We start from the raw sequence: 18,372 nt of genomic DNA, 5'->3' as shown, positions 1-18,372 counted from the left end.
ATTTAATTCTTTAAAACTCGCGCATACGCTATTTAACGTTTTTTAACTTGAAAAAAGTGAGCGAGCTGACACAATCAGCATCAAGCAAACGCAAGCGCCTAGGACTCTCCCACTAACAATTGCACTCGAAAAGCACTAACAGACTGCGGCACGAGGATCGACGAAGCGATAACAGATGTCAACAATAAGATTCGCAACAATCACAAGCGCAGCCGCAAAAAGCGTCACACCAACCAGCACTTGCAAATCAAGATTTTTAACAGAATCAAGAAGTAACGAACCCAACCCTTGCATAGAGAAAACTCTCTCAGTAATCACAGCACCGCCAAGCAAACCGCCTAGATCCAAGCCAAACATTGTTAGCACAGGAAGCATTACGTTAGGCAGAGCGTGACGAGTTATAACTTTCGTTCGCGGCATACCCTTAGCCAAAGCAGTGCGCATATAATCCTGTTGCAACTCGTCAAGCATATGAGCACGAGTAAGTCGCGTATAATAAGCGGCGTTAAGAAGCGCCAAAACAATCCACGGAAGTAGCAAATGCTGCAGCCAACCTAAAGGATCATCCGAAAAATTCACATAACCGCCTGTAGGGAAAATCGGCAAATACACTGCAAAAGCAAGTATTGCAAGCATACCAATCAGGTAAGCAGGAGACGAAATCCCCACTGAAGAAAGCGCTCTAAATGCACGATCAAAAAGCGATCCTTCTTTAGAAGCAGAAATCACTCCGGTTACTACACCAATAATTACCCAAAGTAATGCAGCGCCAATCGCCAAAGAAGCTGTCACGGCAAAACGGCTCATAATAAGATCTGTGACTGGTTCGTTAAGTGTGAATGACCAGCCTAAGCATGGAGACGAGCAGATAATTGCAGCACCGGCACCAGCAGCAGCACCAGCAGCACCGGCAGCACCAGCTGCTGAAATTCCTGAGAATGCAGAATTAGTTCCAAATTCTCGTCCAAAAAATATGCCACGAATATAGTTTCCAAGCTGCTCATACCAAGGCGCGTCCGTGCCCATAAATGCGGAAACTCGAGCCAAACGCTCAGGAGTGCACGGCTTTCCGCAAGCTAGTTGCGCAGGATTCGCTGGAAGCATAAAGAAAATAAGGAATAATACAACTGCAATCAGTGTTAAAACAAGTACCGAGCTTGCTGAACGCTTGCCAATAAAAACAAGAAAATCGAAAATCTTGCCGATTATTCGCGAATTGGCAGCAGATTGATTACTGCTCATTTTCTGCGTATTGATTATATTTTGTTGCGCGCTTTGCGCATTCTGCGTATTTTGAGTATTTTGAGTATTTTGCTTGTTACTCATTCCGTCACCGCCTTTTTGGAAGCTCGCGGCTGAAGAGCACTGGCCAAACCGTCACCAACAAGATTAAAACCGAAAGTTAGCAAGAACAGTGCAATTCCAGGGAAAAGTAAATACCATGGGTCAACTAAAACCCATTGCACAGCTTCTGCAATAGCGCGACCCCACGAAGGAGAAGGCGGATTCATACCAACGCCAAGGAAAGACAACGCAGCTTCAGCTCCAATTCGTCCAGGAATAAGGAACGTTATATTTACGAGCAACAACGGCATCATATTTGGCATTATTTGTTCACGAAGAACATGCCACGTACCAGCTCCCATTACGCGAGATGCAACTGCAAAATTGCGGGATTTAAGCGTAAGAGTTTGAGCACGAACTAAACGAGCAATACTTGGCCAACCAAAAAATCCTAAAACAAGTATTAGCAAAAGTGGACGCGGAAAATCTTGTGGCACAACAGCAGATAAAGCAATCGCAAAAATCAAGAACGGGAATCCGAAGAACACGTCCATTGTGCGCGAAAGCAAAGCATCAGCAAAACCACTGAAATACCCTGCAATCATGCCGATTATGATGCCAAGAAATAGCGATATTATGGTAGAAGCGATACCAATTCCAAGAGATACGCGAGCGCCATGAGCCACAATTGCAAAAATATCAAGACCACGAAGTGGCGTAACACCAAACCAATGCTGGAAACTAATTCCACCAAAGCCTTTTGGAACAGAATTAAAATCTAAATATTCTGGATGCTCATCATAAGGATTATTGCCAGTGATTGCAGTAAAAGCATCGGCGAAAATTGCCAAAATCACGAATATTGCAATAATTATACTTCCTGCAATAATGCCAGAATTATTTCCAGTAGGAACGGTGACGCTAGATGAATCACGCTTATAGCGTGAACGAAATACACCGACCCTTCTCATCTTTACTCATTTCGTCACCTGCACTTTCTTTTTGAATATCATGCAATATAAATTAACGCAAAATACAAATCGAGTAAAAATTTGTATTGTTGTCTTATCGACACTATAGGAACCCATAGAAAACGGGGTGTCGCATCGCCTTGCTTTTTCACTCAAAGCGTAGCGTGAAAAAGCAAACCGATGCAAGAGCGCCGATTACGCTTACTTAATCAAAAAATAGCTTCAGATTAATACTTTTAGGTTAAAATAGCTTATAAAAAATGAAGACGAATTTTGAATATGAATTCGTATTATTTCTGTAAGAAGATCACGAAAGAAGGAGGAACAATATTATGAAAAACACCACAAAAAGTAAAGAGATAAGCGGAAAAGAAATTGATAGAAAATTCGATAACGGTGAAGACGTACTTGAATACTTTGATTTAGAGCATCCAATTATAGAGAACCACTCGAACGAACAAAAGCACGTCACTTTTATTATGCCTGAATGGATATTGAGAATAATGAAATTCTTTAGAGTAGCTACAACACGGTAGTCAAATAAAACTAGAGATAAAACAAAAACGTGCCGACGTATTGAATTGTACGCCGGCACGTTTTGTTTAGTTAATTAGCTGTTAGTTGTGTTTTACGCACGCTTAAGAGTTACGCTAAGCTCAGTTGCGTTAGAATCAGCCTCAACAACCTCGAAGCTCGTAGCCAAAGTCTCCTCCGCAATCAAATCGCGGAACTGCTCAACTTTAGCAACGTCCGAAGCTGGCACGCTCAAAGTCAAAGCGATTCGGTCACTAATATCCAAACCGTTCTCCTTACGCGCATCCTGAACAGCGCGAATAACGTCGCGAGCGTAACCTTCAGCAAGCAAATCGCTAGTCAAAGCAGTGTCAAGCATAACGAAACCGCCAGTTGGCATTGCAGCAGAAGCCGTATTCGCAGCCGCTTGAGCATCCGAAGATTCAACGCGATTTACAAGTTCATATTCGCCTTCAACAAGCGCAACTTCGCCGTTTGGAGTCTGAACAACAGGAGCGCCAGATTCGTCAACTCGCCAATCGCCACTCTTAGAAGACTTAATAGCAAACTGCACTTGCTTACCCAGACGAGGACCAGCAGCGCGCGCGTTCACCTTAAGCTCGTGAACAATCTTCAAACCGTGGTTACTTGCGTCTTCCAAAGTGCAGAATGTTACATTCTTCACGTTAAGCTCGCGCTCGAGCACCTGCTCGTAAGGCTCTACAGCAGCAGTATTTTCTGCAACAACTGTCAAGTTTGCCAACGGCTGGCGCACGCGCAACTGCTCCGCCTTACGAAGCGAAAGCGCAGAAGAAACAACCTCGCGAACCTTATCCATAGCAGCAACCAAAGCGTCGTCATGCGCAAGAACAGCACCAAGCTCGGTTACTTCGCCAGCTTTAGGGTTCTTCTCGCCATCCGAAAGCATTTCAGGCTCCACCAAATAAGGCCAATCAGCCAAATGCACGGATTCGCCACCGGTAAGACCGCGCCAAACAGCCTCAGCTTCCATAGGAGCAAGAGAAGCAATAGTGCGCATGAACACTTCCAACACAGTGTAAAGCGTGTTGAAAGCAGTCTCATCTTCATTCCAGAAGCGGTCACGGCTGCCGCGAATATACCAATTCGTAAGCACGTCAATAAAATCGCCAACTGCTGCGCAAGCATCGCTAATCGCAAACTCGTTCAAGCACTTTTCTACGCGCTCAACAAGCAAACGCGTGCGAGCAAGCAAATAACGATCCATGTTGCAAAGTCCTGCAACCTCATCCGCGCGAAGGCGACGAGCATCGTAACCCTTACCACCGTTTGCAGCGTTCGCATACAAAGTGAAGAAGTAATACGAGCTCCAAACAGGAAGCATAACTTGACGAACCGTATCCCTAATGCCGTCTGCAGTAACAATCAAATTGCCACCGCGCAAAATTGGCGAAGACATAAGGAACCAGCGCATTGCGTCCGAACCGTACTCGTTGAAAACGCCGTTCACATCCGGGTAATTGCGCAAATGCTTACTCATCTTCTGGCCGTCGGAACCAAGCACAATGCCGTGGCAAATCACGTTCTTAAAGGCTGGGCGGTCGAAAAGCGCCGTAGCCATAATGTGAAGCGTGTAGAACCAGCCGCGAGTCTGACCAATATATTCAACGATGTAATCGCATGGGAAGTGCTCTTCGAAGAATTCCTTATTTTCGAACGGATAATGGAATTGTGCGAAAGGCATGGAACCGGACTCAAACCAGCAGTCGAGAACATCCGTAATACGGTGCATTTGCGACTTTCCAGTAGGATCGTCTGGATTTGGACGAGTAAGGCGATCGATATACGGGCGGTGCATATTCACATTGCCGTCGTCATCGCGAGGATAGTCGCCAAAATCAGCCTTAAGCTCTTCCAACGAACCGTACACGTCTACGCGAGGATACTTTGGATCGTCACTCACCCACACTGGAATTGGCGAGCCCCAGAAGCGGTTACGGCTAATCGACCAGTCGCGCGCGTTAGAAAGCCACTTACCAAACTGGCCGTCCTTAACGTTTCCAGGAATCCAATTAATCTCCTGATTAAGTTCAAGCAAGCGCTTCTTAATCTTCGTAACAGACACAAACCAGCTAGAAACAGGCTTGTAAATAAGCGGAGTTGCGCAACGCCAGCAGTGAGGATAGCTGTGCACGTAGCTTTTTTCTTGGAATAGCAACGCGCGCTGATCTTCCGGCATTTGAGCAAGCGGACCGTCTCCTGCACGCAAGTTGCGCAAAATTGGCAAGTTGGCATCAAAAACGTACAAGCCTTCGTAATCTGGGCAGTCGCTTGTAAACTTGCAGCCTGCGTCGAGCACGTCAACGCTGCGAATTTCGTGCGCGTTAAGCGTGTTCATATCGTCCTCGCCGTAAGGAGCCTGGTGAACGAGACCAGTACCTTCAGCGGTATCGACATAATCTGCTGTGAAAATCGTAAAAGCGTTAGGACCAGGAGTGCCACCCTCTGCGAGCGCAGATTCGCTTGCAAAGTATGGGAATACTGGGTAGTAGCGCCAACCAGCCATCTCCGCGCCCTTAAGTTCGCGCACAACTTCGTAGTTTTCGCCAAGTTCCTTAGTGTAGGAGCCGAGCAAAGGCTTACCGATATAGAACTTTTTGCCAGCAAACTTGCCTTCAGTTGGGCGAACTTCCACGTAGTCGATGTCTGCGCCAACTACGATTGCGAAGTTGGTTGGCACAGTCCAAGGAGTAGTGGTCCAGAATACTGCGTAAGCGTCGGCTTCGTCGCGAAGCTTGACAGCGACGGAAACGGTTGTATCCTGGCGATTCTGGTAAACGTCCGCATCCATACGAAGCTCGTGCGCGCTGAGTGGAGTTTGGTCCTTCGGGCAGTACGGAAGCACGCGATAGCCCTTGTAAGCCAAGCCCTTATCGTAAAGCTGCTTAAATGCCCACATTACGGATTCCATGTATGGAATGTTCAGCGTTTTGTAGCCGCGCTCGAAATCAACCCAGCGAGCCTGACGATGCACGTAGTTTTGCCACTCTTTCGTGTACTTCAAAACGCTGGCACGGCAAGCATCGTTGAACTTTGCGATGCCCATTTTTTCGATTTGCTCAACCGACTCGATGCCGAGCTCCTTCTGCGCTTCCAACTCTGCAGGAAGACCGTGAGTATCCCAACCAAAAACGCGGTTTACTTTGCGGCCGCGCATAGTCTGATAGCGCGGAACGACGTCTTTTGCGTAGCCTGTGAGCAGGTGGCCGTAGTGAGGAAGACCGTTTGCGAATGGAGGGCCATCGAAGAACACGAACTCGTTTTGGCTACCTTTGCCGGACGGGCGGTATTCGATTGACTTGCGGAAAGTGTTGTTTGCATCCCAGTATTGGAGAACTGATTCTTCAAGCTTTGGGAAGGAAGGATTTGGTGCAACTTGCGCGCCGGCGGTTTCTTGCGTTGATGTTGAAACACTTACCTTTGGGTATACGTGATTTGCGAACGTATTTTCGGACGTATTTTCGGACGCGTTTGCTGCTGGATTAGTGGATTCGCTCACTGTGCTCTCCTCGCTCAACAGGGTGAATATTTCCCTGCGAGGACGACAGTTACTGCCGCGGTACCACCTCGCTTGCTATAAGATGATTACGTAACGTGTAGCGCAATGCGTAACGCAAGTGCGTAACGCAATCGAACTATTCTCATAGCCTCTCGTGTTTGGCTGTACGGGCCAACCCCGTCGGTTCTAATAAGCGAGAACCTTACAAATCCTCGCCGTTCTTCCGAAAACTCCCCGCCGATAACGGATCATCGCTTAAGTTAGAAATAATCTAACACTATCCCCTAACATTAGGAAGGATCTCGCGACTCGCGAATAATTTTCATGACATATTATCCAAAAATGCTTTAGCTTCATTAGCATTGCTAAAAACAATGCCATCTTCAGAAATTTTGCCATCTATAATTTGATTAGCGTGATTCATAGCCTTAAGCGTTGCTTCGTTCGGTTTATAAATAACCATAATCCCCACCAATCCCCCGCTATTAGATGCGCAAAGAGCCAATCAATTACTTGATTGGCTCTTTGCGAACCAGACACTGCCTGGCTTCATCACATTTCGATTTTACAAAAGAAACTAATGTTTGTCAACAAAAAAATAGGCAAACTACACACAGCACACAACACCATTGCACAAATATAAACTGCACAACATCCACACATAAAAGTGCCCCGGATCAGAATCGAACTGACGACACCCACTTTAGGAGAGTGGTGCTCTATCCACTGAGCTACCGAGGCAACAAATGGCAATTATACACCATGGCGTGATTCGCGCACAATTATGCGAGCAACAATTTAGGCTAGGCGACTGATCGGAACGGCAGAAACTTTACAGGCGCGTAAAGAAAAAGTCGTTTGCGCGCGAAAAAACGGCAGAAACTGCGCAGCCGTGTAAAGTTTCGGTTGGATTAAGGCGATAAAACGGCAAAAACTTTACAGGCGCGTAAAGTTTCGGTCGGGAAACCGGCAAAAAACGGCAAAAATTTTACGCGAGTGTAAAGAAAAAGTCGGCTACGCGCTTAATCCTCAAGATTCGACTGCGTGCCGGCTGTAGCCGCCGTCGCCGACTGCTCCGCCTGCGCCGCGTCCAACTTGGCGCGAACAGTGGCAAGCAAACCCTGCGCGCGTTTTGCCAGCGCCTCGCCAATCTCCCACTGACGCATGGACTGATCCAGCGTCAAACCGCCAGCTTCCAGTGCCTGAACCGCCTGAACCAGCTTTTCGCGAGCCTCTTCGTACGGCATCGCCTCAATCGCAGCGCGCTCTTCCTTCGTAAGCGTGCTTGCAAATTCTGCACTTTCGTTACTTTCTGCCGCTACTTCTTCCGCTTTTTTCGTTACTTTCTCGCTCATATCTAACCTTTCGTTGTATCTAAAATATCTAAAATATCTAAAAAATTACTTACTTGACTTTTTACTCGGCTTTCCGGCAGCTACTTTGTGCCAGCTACTTTCGTTCCAGCTACTTTTGTTCCAGTCACCTTGCCAAGCACCACGCCGCTTTTAAGCGTAACTGTCATATCGTCGCCAACTTTCGCTAAAGCCGCGTCGTCAAGCACTCGCCCACCGCTGAGCTGCACAACAGCATACCCGCGATTCAAAGTCGATTGCGGACTCAACGCAGTCAAGCTCGCGTGAGCCTTCTCAACAGTCAAGCTCGCGTCGTCAAGAAGTCTCACCAAACCGTGACGCATTCGCTCAACAGCCTGCTCAACCAAGCGCTCGTGCGGCTCAAGCATAGTGCTCGGGCGCGTAAGGCTCGGGCGATTCGCATAACCCTCAACGAGGCGGATCTCATTGTCGACGCGCGCAGAAATTCGCATGCGCATAGTTTGCAACGCGTTATCAATAAGCTGCCACTGCTCGCGAACGTCCGGAACAACGCGCTTTGCAGCATCCGTAGGAGTCGAAGCGCGCATGTCCGCAGCCAAATCAATCAGCGTCCAATCGTCCTCGTGACCGATTGCAGACACAATCGGCGTCACGCACGCAGCAGTAGCGCGAACCACGCCTTCGTCCGAAAAACCAATCAAATCCTCAAAGCTGCCACCGCCGCGAGCAATAATAATAACGTCAACTTCTGGGTCCGCGTCGAGCTGCTTGATTGCGGCAATAATATCCGCCGGGCACTGCACGCCTTGCACGTGCGCGTGAATAACTTTGAAGCGCGTAACAGGCCAGCGCAAATTCACGTTCGTAATAACATCGCCCTCCGCGCGAGCTTGAGGAGCGCACACGAGTCCGATGCACTTAGGAAATTCCGGCAGCGGAACCTTATTTTCAGCGTCAAATAAGCCCTCGCCCTTAAGCTTTTTTCGCAACTCGTCAATTTGCGCTTTTAAGTCACCGGCACCGACGCGGCGGATTTCGTCTGCAACGAAGCTCAAACGCGTGGCTTTCACCCAAATATCCGCCTTGCCGTGAACGACTACGCGGTCGCCCTGGCGAAGTTCGCGCGCCTGCTGCACGAAATTGCTGAAGCCCATTACGGAAATCGACACTTCTTCATTGCTGTCGCGAAGAGTGATGTAACCGGAAGACGCGCGGCGCATGTTGATTTCGACGATTTGGCCCTCAATCCACGCTGCTGGCCATCGTTCTACGGCGCTGTGGAACTTTTGGCTTAAGATTGCAACAGGCCACGGGTTTTCTGCAGTCGTGTCGGCAGCTTTTAGAGGGAGCTGGCGCGGCTGAGCTTGCTGCGGAGTAAGCGGTTGCTGCTGCGTAAGCAGTGGTTGTTGTTGCGGCTGTTCAAGCAGGGCATCATCCTGAAATAATTGCGGCATCATATTTGACGAGGTCATGTTTCCAGCTTGACTGCAAAGAGGGACAAACGCGCGCTGTTGCATGTGCGTAGCGGAGAGATTAGATACGAAAAAACCCAAGCTGTAAAGCTTGGGTTTTGCTTGTGCCCCCTCAGGGATTCGAACCCTGGACACGCTGATTAAGAGTCAGCTGCTCTAACCAACTGAGCTAAAGGGGCGTTGGTTATCTTGGTTCGTTTCGCGAACCGAGTAACTACTATACTCAGAATGAGCTCGAGCGCAAGCCGGCGTGTCGCATTGACTCGCTTTTCGCTCAAGCGTAGCGCGAAAAGCGACACAATGCGGTAGCGACGACTCAATGTTGAAAGCACGGTGTGCTTTCAACGTCGGAGCGCAAACGATTGTGCTTTCTTTATTTCTTAAGAAAGCACAATCTGACGACCAAAGAAGCTTTGCACCAATGCTTTGCAGACACTGATTCCTGTTGATTAACGAACACTAGCATTCACGCTGCTGCACACGCCATACCAAGCACTCCTACCACACCAAAGAACACTAGCGGTTTTACTAGTAGCGATGGGTGGGTGTTGCTTGAGAGGTACGAATACCAGTGTGGTAGAGATTTGAGATTTTTCGCACTGAGCGCGGCGAACGTCAGAGCCGCAGGCTGCTGATTCGCCAAGCGAAGAAGAAAAATCGAAAAATCTCTGCGATAGACACGGTTATTAACGAATTATCACGCAGAGTTTGGGGGATTTCTTTACGAGCAATAAAAGAGGACTGCGCATTGACTTGCCGGAGCGCTTAAAGCGTAGCGCGCGAAGGCACTTCAATGCGGAAACTCGCTAAAGTTGGAAGTCCAGTGGACTTCCAACGCGAGTTTCGTAAGCGAGCGTAATAAAACGCGAGCTTATCGTTAAAAAAGTTTAAGAATAAAGCGACGAAGGAACGCTCACGCGCAAAGCGCGTTCGCTACTGAGCTTGCGTTGAAAGCACACCGTGCTTTCAACTTGAGCAAGCTCACGCTCCGAGTTGCTTTCGCGCGCGCAATGCTGCGCGAAAGCAGATCGTCGCGCCCGCGAGGAAAGAAATCCCCCAAAACTCGCGCCACGGCTAAAAGAAATTCCTATCTCACACAGCCACGCAAGAAATTCGCAAGCCAAAACCACGCAAGCACGCGACGATATGCGCTCAGGCAGGTCGTTTGCGCAACTTACGCAACATCTTGCGCGAAACCGCCAGCAAATGCCTGCCTTGCACACTACTCACACCATTCTTCTTTCGCAACGACGCAACCAGCATCATCGCCATCAACACCGCAGACATCACCATCGATATCACAAACAGCGTCATCCACAACGGCCACTGCATATGGTCACCCGGCACGTTTGCAGGATCCGGCAGCACGCGATACCCCGTCACGAGCAGCCTGTGCGTGTTAATTCCGTACGGCGTACACGTAATCAGCGTCGCCAAGTCGCGCCCCTTCTCGCGCCGCAGCAAGCGAATATCGTTCGGCTCCACCACATTTATGCGAAACACTTTGTACCGAAGAGTTTTGCCTTGCACATCAAAATAGAAGTAGTCGCCTTTTTTCAGCGTGTTTAAATCGTCAAACATCGTGGCATCCGGCATACCCGTATGCGCCGTAACAACCGTGTGCCTGCTTTTGCCACCCACCGGCAAATCCGTGCCGTACAAATGCCCCGCACCCATTGCGAGAGTATCTTGAGTAGTTCCGTGGTAAATCGGCAGTCTCACGCCAATTTTCGGTATTTTCACAATGCCCATAATCCCCATCGGCTCGCTAAGCACTTTTTCGTACTCTTTATATTCGGGAGTGTCCATGTAGTCGTTATTGCCGTTATACGGGTCCGCGCTAATAATCGCCTTGTGGCGAGCGTTGTATTCACGCGCTTTTCGCAAAATTTCCGCGCGATTTTCTTTAGGCTTTTCCTTATTTAATTTGTCGTACTCGATTGAGAGTTCCTTGGCAGCATGATTGTTGACCAAAGTAGAAACCACAGGATAGCTGAAACACAAAATGCCAATAGTAACAAGCGCAATCGGCTCAGTCAGCTTGCGAAGTGTGGACATTGGTTTTGGGGAAGATTGCTCTTGTGATGATTGCGTATTTTGCGCACTTGCGGAATCATGCGCACTTTTGGAGGACTTATTAGCGCGCATACGAGTCAGCCGTTTAAATAGCGCGCGAGCAGACTCTGTAAAATCAGCTAGCTTCATGATTCCTCCAATAAATAAACAAGGAGCCGGGAAAGCGTTAGTTAACGCGCGCCCGACTCCCCATTTTCGTTAATGCTTAAAGAAAGGGATTAACTAAGCGCGGAGCTTAGCCTGCTCCTCTTCCTTCTTGCGACGACGCATGTACACAAAGAATCCGGAACCAACGAAGCACATGCCGATAACTGCGAAGATGATTACGCCAGCAGCACCGGTCTTTGGAAGGTTGAACCAGAAGCCTTTATCCTTGGTAGGAAGATTCTGGAATGTGAATTCTGCATCAGCGATAGTTGCCTTAGTTGTAACAACATCAGGATTACGGATGTATCCGTCTGGAGCAGCAGTTTCTACGATGTAGAAATCTTCATCACGCTTTACAGAATATTCTTCAGTCAAACCACTGGTTTTTGCTGATGTTTTTTCTCCAAAAGCTGAGCGAGGACTACTAGTACCACACTTAGAGTCTACATCGGTATTTGTTTTAACTGCTGTAGCGCAAGCTTGTGCATCGGTTTTATTGGCAAATATCACAAACTTTCCACCCTCAAGAGGACTTTGATCCGTAGAAGAAACCTTCTTAATCTTGAACTTTGAGAACTTCACTTCCTTGTACTTTTTACCTTCAACAACGTCTGGATTACCAGTTGTGTGCGAAGGAATTAAGCCACCCTTGTTAGCAACAGTGCTGCTGCCAAGAACATCCGAACCAGCAAGAGTGAACTCTAAAGTAACAAATACCTTTACTACATTACCAGCGTTGTCGTTTGCAGCTTTAGCAAGCTTCTTCCTACCTTCTTCAGTGAAAGTAATAGGAATCTTCTTGCGAGCAACGTCTTGGTTATTGCCAGAAGTCACTGCAGCAACATCCGTAACTGTACCGACTTCATAATACTTTGTTGAATCTTCATTCTTCAATTCAGTATTAGTTTTATTCTCTTCATCCGTACCAACGATAACTCTCGTGACAACGCTAGCATCGTATGTAGTAAAAGCATTTGCAGGAGCGAGATCTACTACAGAATAGCCTTTAAAATCATCGGCAGTAAGAGCTGTAGCATCAGCATCCGCTGCCTTCATCTTGTCAAGCTCAGCGCTAATGGTGTAGGAAATCTTATCGCCAGCGCCAACAGTCTTAGAAGTATCCGCAGTCTTCTTAACGCTGTTGCTCAAATCCTTGTTCTTTGGATCAGCGTATGGAGCATAGTTGTAGACCACTGCGTTGGTTTGTTTATCCTTCTCAATCCTTGGGATTGTCATATAGAATGGCTTGGATTCGGCTGCGGAGAAGCCCTTTGGAGGATTTGATTCTGTAACTTGATACAGACCGATTTTAAGATCGAATTTCGCAACACCATTATCATCAGTATTTTTTGTACCACCAGTAACAGCTTCAGTGGTTATTCCAGTAGCAGTGCCTTTATTAAGACCATCAATATTATTGGCAACCTTAACCCAATCTGCGTAATGAGTTAAATCGATATCCTTACCGTCGATCTTCGTCACCTTTTTTACAGTGAATTCTGCACCAGGAACAGGAGTTGACTTCTTCTGCTTTTTGGTGGTTGAGTCAACCTCGTACTTCCACTTGAAAATAGTGAGGGAATAAGTTGCATTCTTATCAATATCTTCAAGCTCCCATGGCGCTGACTTAAGCACTGCATCTTGTGATGGAGTATCAAAACCAGTCTTACCGCCTTTAGGCTGACTACCACCACTCGGATTCACCACAGGCTTGCTAGCCCACGCAACGCTGGACACTGTCACAGCACCCGCCGCACACAGCGTCCCAGCCATTGCGAGCGAGGCGAATGCGGCGACGCATCGTTTTGTGAAATTATTCATTTCTTCTCCTTTATTTCAGTGCCCTTGCGAGCAGATACTTCAGTGCCCTTTTGAACAGCTATTTCACTGACCTTTTGAGCAGAATTTTGGTACACAAAATTTTTCATAAATGCGCGCCCCCACTGTGTTTGGTCGAGAGCAAACGCAAGAACCATAAGACTTGTGAAAATCGTTGTAGCAACGCTAAGAATCATGTTCCAGCCTGCGAATCCCGTCTTTGGCAGTCTAAAAGGCTCAACAACGTGAATTTTGACCGCGGTCATCGTCCAGTCCTTGCCTTTTTCGAGACCAGTGATGCCATTAAGAAGAGTATCGCCGTTTTTTGCTTTACTTTCTCCGCCTGCTGCAGCAACAGCATCTTCATATTTTTTGAGCGCCGTCGGCTTCAACGCATACACAACGCACTGGTAATCGCCTGTTTCTTTAGGCGCACCGCCAATAATCGAATCCGTGCGTTCGACTGCATAGAACGGGTTATACACATCCCAATCACTAGCTTCAACATCTCGCCTAAATAGGGTACGTTTTGCATCGCACGAAGCTGGGTTCTTCTCACAACCTTTAAGTTCAGCAACAGTTTTAATATGATCCCATTTATGAATTTGATTCTCCGTAGGAGCAGTCAAACCATCAACATTACTAGACCAAACACTCGCACCACTAGAGCCACTAGCGTTAGCAGTGCCGTCTTTGCTAGCTTTGCCAGCTTTGCTCACCTTAGTGCACAAAACTTTTAACGAAATTTTCTTACCCACTTCACGCAATGACCACGCATCAATATACGGATTCAAAAAGCGCATTCCGCGCATCATTGTGATGCCCTGGTCTGGATCTACATCACCATAATCGTCATTTTGCGAGTCAGACTCACCATCAGCTGAAGCTTTTTCGGTCGTCACACGTAACTTTAAATCATCATTATTAATCCGTGGAGAATTGTTGACTGAGACTTTCAAATAGATAGGCTTGCCTTCGTTACTGGAATCTTCATCCTTTGAAGAAGAGCCATCAGGATAATGCGCAACCACTGGCACATAGTAATACCCTGTTTTAATCCAAGTGCTCATTCTTACAGTAATTTTTCCATACACTGCGCCGGAACCATCACTACTATCTTTTCCGACTTTACCCCCAGCTTCGCTAGGCTTGTTACTTTGATCACTGTCATCTTCATCGTCAATAAACGAAGCCCAATCAGGTAATTCTTCAGTCGACTTAGGATAATTTGCTATTTCAAACCAAGTTCCGTCAGGAAGATGACGAGTCCTAGCTAATTGCTTACTGCAATTTTTGCCAACTCCGCACTGGTTAAGCGGTACAATAGAAGCTTGAGTTTTACCAGGTAGCGTATCAATTCCATCACCGTAATAAGGCTGATAATAATAAGACATTCTGCGAACAGTAATGTTCAAAGTTTTAGCTTCCCAAGTAATTCCAGACTTAAATAAAGCATCTTGCTTTAGCGCAGAATCAATTTCATCAATCTTATTGTGTTTTTCTGCAGCTATTTGATCAAACTTCTTTACTAAAGCATCATCTTGCTTGTCTTGCACGCCGTCATCTTTAACAGAATTTCTTAAAGCATAAACTTTGCACACAAAATCACCGGTTTTATTTACAGTTCCCTTAAACTGCCCTACTGTGCGCTCGTTTACACTCTTAGGCTCAAAATTCGGATGTGTTTTAACATACTCGTTGTAGACGTAATCGTCATAAAGGAAGTCAGCCATCTTGCAGCCGTTAGCAGGATCGTCAAAGCACTTCTTTTGCTGATCGTAACTGGCATGCTTCCAAACTTTTACGTCTTTTTCATCTAACGTAAGCCCGTTAATTCCACCAGATTCGTATTTTCCATCGACAGGCTTGCCATCAGAATTCTTTTCATAGCAAATCACACGCTGATTAATATTGCCTATGCCAAGATGCGCAGAAGAATCAAAAGTAGTTTTTTCAACCTTTTGACCAGCCATTAACACTAAATCTGAGTTATCGGACTGTCCATATTTCAAATCTTCTTTGTCTTTGCTAATTATTGAAAGTTGCAAATCACTATCGTGAGGATCAAATCGCGTGACAACTACATTTGCATAAACTGGAGAAGGCTTACCACCTTTACTATTTCCAGCATTTGCATCATCGGAAGTAGTGCCATCAGGATAGTGCACAAGTACGTGCACTTTATAATTCCCATCTTTGGTCCACCTACTTGGCCTAAATGTGATTACACCATATTTTGATGGAGTTGAAACACCTTCTGGAATAGCTTTCGTTTTCTTGCACTGTTTATTATTGCCAGATGCATTATTGCTCGACGCGTTATTACCAGACGTATTATCGCCTGACGCAGCACATTGCTCACCTTCAAAGTTAGCCCAGTCGTACGCGTCTTCTTTATCACTAGGATTTGCTTTTATAAGTTCGAACCGCGTGCCAGCAGGAAGATATCCAACTCTAACATTTTTATTTTTACGTATTTTCCTGCTTTTAGGCGTACCAGACTTATTCTTTGCACTTGTAGACAAATTACCAGCAAATACATTCGGATAATCCATTGGATATGCAGGATTATAGTATTGCGCGCTGTTTTCGGTATTGTCGGCAGGGCTTCTGTTTTCGTGATTTTCAGTTTGCGCAGATTCAGCAGCGTCTTTAGCTTCTTTACTTTTACTGTTTTGATTAGCCTTTTTATCTTTATCGGAAGCTTCGTTTTGAGGATTTGTATTAGTCGTTACAGAAGTATGTTTCTCAGACTTACTACCAGGTTGCTGCTGCTCAGTCTTAGGCTCAGCCTTCTTATCCCCTTGCTCCGCAGCACCGGTATCCTTCACAGAATCAGCACTTTTCGAAGTCTTAGTTGTTTCTTCGGTTGATGCACTCGACGAAGCAACAGGCACAATCGCGAGAGTTGCGAGAGTCAGCACGCAGGACGTGAAACCGCAAATTACGCGCATAATCTTAGAAAGATTGTTACGACTACGTTGCGGAAACATCTCTAATCACCTTCGTTAAATTCAAACTCTCAAAATTTGCGTAGTCATCATTACAAAATCAAAAACCACACAACGCTGCAAAAACCTCTCTTAATTGCAGACACAGTGCTTGCAACTATACCCCCCCCCCTAGGCATTTTGCAAGTCCATGCGCAACCATAGAAAAATAACATTCGAATACAATTCGCAAAATAACATTCGCAAAATAGTGGATTTTTGTATAGTGAGCATACAGCGAGCGCGACGATTTGCTTGAGCGCTGCGATTTAGCGCGCGCGTAAAGTTTTGGTTGGAATCTAGTTGGGAAGCGGCATAAACTGCGCGCCGCTGTAAAGTTTCTGCCGTTTTTTCGCACGCAACCGACTTTTTCTTTACACGCACGTAAAGTTTCTGCCGGTATTACTCACGTAAGCGGCATAAACTGCGCGCCGCTGTAAAGTTTCTGCCGGTATTGCTCACGTAGGCGGCATAAACTGCGCGCCGCTGTAAAGTTTCTGCCGGTATTGCTCACGTAGGCGGCATAAACTGCGCGCCGCTGTAAAGTTTCTGCCGGTATTTCGCACGCAACCGACTTTTTCTTTACACGCACGTAAAGTTTCTGCCGGTATTACTCACGTAAGCGGCATAAACTGCGCGCCGCTGTAAAGTTTTGGTCGTTTTTTCGCGCACAATACTGCGCTCACCGCACAGTCGTCGCGTTACTCGCGGCGCAATTTACGCAGCATTTTGCGCGAAAGTACCAGCAAATGCTTGCCGCGAATGTCGAACTGTCGCCCTCGCTTAGACGTTGCAGCAACAATCATCGTGGACAAAACAATCAATGAGAACACCATTGCAATCACAAATAGCGTCATCCAAAGCGGCCATTGCACGTGGTCCTCCGGTGGCTTCACAGGGTCCGGCAGCACACGATACCCCGTCACCAAAAGCCTATGCGAGTTCACGCCATACGGGGTACACGTTAGCAGCGTCGCCAAGTCGCGCCCCTTTTCGCGCTGCAACAAACTGATATCGTGCGGATCCACAACGTTGATGCGGAACACTTTGTATCGCAAAGTTTCGCCTTGCACGTCGAGGTAGAAGTAGTCACCCTTCTTCAAATTCACCAAATCGTCGAACATGGTTGCATCCGCAAGACCCGTGTGCGCGGTAATAACTGTGTGACGGTTCTTGCCGCCAACCGGCAAATCCGTGCCGTACAAATGACCAGCGCCGTGCGCCAAAACTTCCTGCGAACTACCGTGATAAATAGGAAGTTTTACACCAATCTTCGGAATTTTTACGATGCCGATAATACCCATAGGCTCCTCAAGCGCCTTAAGATAACGCTTGTATTCAGGCGTGTTAGTTACGTCCTTTTGACCATCCGGACTATACGGATCCGTGGTAAGCATATTCTTGCGAGTTTTATTGTAAAGCTTCGCGGCACGAATGTGAGCGCGGCGCACGTCACCAGCCTGATCGTGGTTATACTTGTCGTACGCGTTAGAAATTTCCTTCGACACACGATTATTCCAAAGCGTTGAAACAACAGGGTAACTGAAGCACAAAATGCCTGCCAGCACGAATGCGATTGGCTCGACGATGCGGCGGAGCTTAGATTTTTGCTTAGATTTGTGATTGGATTTGTGATTGCTTGCAGAAGGTTGCGTAGAAGAGTTTTGATCTGCAGGATTAGTTTCGGATGTAACGGTTTCGATTACGGTAGTTTCAGCAGCGCTAGTTTCGGAAGTGCGATTCTTGAAAAGCTTGCTTACGATGGGCGTATTGAGGGCGATTTTGTTGAGGAAAGCATATACTTTCGTAACGGCACTGTTTAATTTCATGCTTCCTCCGTTTGTATGTTTATGTACGTAATTTTATTTTATGCGGCGCGAGTTTTGTGTGTTTCTCTTTACTGTGGCGCGAGTTTCGGGAGATTTCTCTCCTCGCACGTCCCGTCCTTCGTGCGCTCTGGCTGTTAAAGGCGTTTAGTGTGTTCGCCTTTCTTTAAAGAATGTAGCTTCTCAGTCCTCTTTTAGTGCTCGTAGAGAAATCCCCCAAACTCTGCGTGCTAACCATTAATAACCTCATCTTATCGCAGAGATTTTTCGATTTTTCTTCTTCGCTTGGCGAATCAGCAGCCTGCGGCTCTGACGTTCGCCGCGCTCAGTGCGAAAAATCTCAAATCTCACCTCACGAATATTTGTTCCGACCAAGCAATTCCTATCTCCCACTACTAGTAAA

General features: G+C 46.9%; 11 protein-coding genes and 2 tRNA genes. 1 reads left to right on the top strand and 12 read right to left on the bottom strand.

Translation table 11 applies throughout. The annotated features are described in order from the left end of the window. Nucleotides 1–135 precede the first annotated feature (135 nt). Both ACJV2T_RS01955 and ACJV2T_RS01950 read right to left on the bottom strand, forming a co-directional pair. Nucleotides 136–1,326: an ABC transporter permease gene (locus ACJV2T_RS01955; RefSeq protein WP_415689273.1), complete on the bottom strand. Its 1,191-nt coding sequence runs from the start codon at nucleotides 1,324–1,326 to the stop codon at nucleotides 136–138. Then, nucleotides 1,323–2,255 carry an ABC transporter permease gene (locus ACJV2T_RS01950; RefSeq protein ID WP_415683396.1) on the bottom strand — a complete coding sequence of 311 codons (933 nt, stop codon included), beginning with the start codon at nucleotides 2,253–2,255 and terminating at the stop codon, nucleotides 1,323–1,325. The genes ACJV2T_RS01955 and ACJV2T_RS01950 overlap by 4 nt, the downstream gene beginning before the upstream one ends. A gap of 332 nt (nucleotides 2,256–2,587) precedes the next feature. Between ACJV2T_RS01950 and ACJV2T_RS01945 the strand changes: the two genes are divergently transcribed. Next, complete coding sequence (locus ACJV2T_RS01945) at nucleotides 2,588–2,791, top strand: hypothetical protein (protein ID WP_415683395.1); 204 nt, start codon at nucleotides 2,588–2,590, stop codon at nucleotides 2,789–2,791. A 92-nt stretch (nucleotides 2,792–2,883) separates the two neighbouring features. On the opposite strand, the gene ileS is transcribed toward ACJV2T_RS01945, so the two are convergent. The 10 genes from ileS to ACJV2T_RS01895 form a co-directional block, all read right to left on the bottom strand. After that, the gene (ileS, locus tag ACJV2T_RS01940; protein WP_419398983.1) at nucleotides 2,884–6,306 is read right to left on the bottom strand and encodes a mupirocin-resistant isoleucine--tRNA ligase; all 3,423 of its coding nucleotides are present in this window, start codon (nucleotides 6,304–6,306) and stop codon (nucleotides 2,884–2,886) included. Nucleotides 6,307–6,628: 322 nt separating this feature from the next. Beyond that, nucleotides 6,629–6,769, bottom strand: coding sequence for a hypothetical protein (locus ACJV2T_RS01935; RefSeq protein ID WP_419398982.1), 141 nt, complete (start codon nucleotides 6,767–6,769; stop codon nucleotides 6,629–6,631). A 205-nt stretch (nucleotides 6,770–6,974) separates the two neighbouring features. Beyond that, a tRNA-Arg gene (locus ACJV2T_RS01930) sits at nucleotides 6,975–7,047 on the bottom strand. 281 nt (nucleotides 7,048–7,328) lie between these two features. Beyond that, nucleotides 7,329–7,661: an exodeoxyribonuclease VII small subunit gene (locus ACJV2T_RS01925; RefSeq protein WP_415683393.1), complete on the bottom strand. Its 333-nt coding sequence runs from the start codon at nucleotides 7,659–7,661 to the stop codon at nucleotides 7,329–7,331. Nucleotides 7,662–7,741: 80 nt separating this feature from the next. Next, nucleotides 7,742–9,097 (bottom strand): exodeoxyribonuclease VII large subunit, encoded by a 1,356-nt coding sequence (gene xseA, locus ACJV2T_RS01920; RefSeq protein WP_419399082.1) that lies wholly within the window; start codon nucleotides 9,095–9,097, stop codon nucleotides 7,742–7,744. Nucleotides 9,098–9,217: 120 nt separating this feature from the next. Further along, a tRNA-Lys gene (locus tag ACJV2T_RS01915) sits at nucleotides 9,218–9,291 on the bottom strand. 973 nt (nucleotides 9,292–10,264) lie between these two features. After that, on the bottom strand, nucleotides 10,265–11,317 hold the full coding sequence (locus ACJV2T_RS01910; RefSeq protein WP_419398981.1) for a class C sortase: 1,053 nt from the start codon (nucleotides 11,315–11,317) through the stop codon (nucleotides 10,265–10,267). 93 nt (nucleotides 11,318–11,410) lie between these two features. Then, complete coding sequence (locus tag ACJV2T_RS01905; protein WP_419398980.1) at nucleotides 11,411–13,156, bottom strand: SpaH/EbpB family LPXTG-anchored major pilin; 1,746 nt, start codon at nucleotides 13,154–13,156, stop codon at nucleotides 11,411–11,413. Beyond that, nucleotides 13,153–16,146 (bottom strand): hypothetical protein, encoded by a 2,994-nt coding sequence (locus ACJV2T_RS01900; RefSeq protein ID WP_419398979.1) that lies wholly within the window; start codon nucleotides 16,144–16,146, stop codon nucleotides 13,153–13,155. The genes ACJV2T_RS01905 and ACJV2T_RS01900 overlap by 4 nt, the downstream gene beginning before the upstream one ends. Nucleotides 16,147–16,844: 698 nt before the next feature. Next, nucleotides 16,845–17,972: a class C sortase gene (locus tag ACJV2T_RS01895; protein ID WP_419398978.1), complete on the bottom strand. Its 1,128-nt coding sequence runs from the start codon at nucleotides 17,970–17,972 to the stop codon at nucleotides 16,845–16,847. Nucleotides 17,973–18,372: the final 400 nt, after the last annotated feature.

Source organism: Gardnerella phocaeensis, from assembly GCF_048545075.1.
In the GTDB taxonomy this organism is placed as follows: Bacteria; Actinomycetota; Actinomycetes; order Actinomycetales; family Bifidobacteriaceae; genus Bifidobacterium; species Bifidobacterium vaginale_J.
This window is presented reverse-complemented; position numbering and strand designations above follow the sequence as displayed.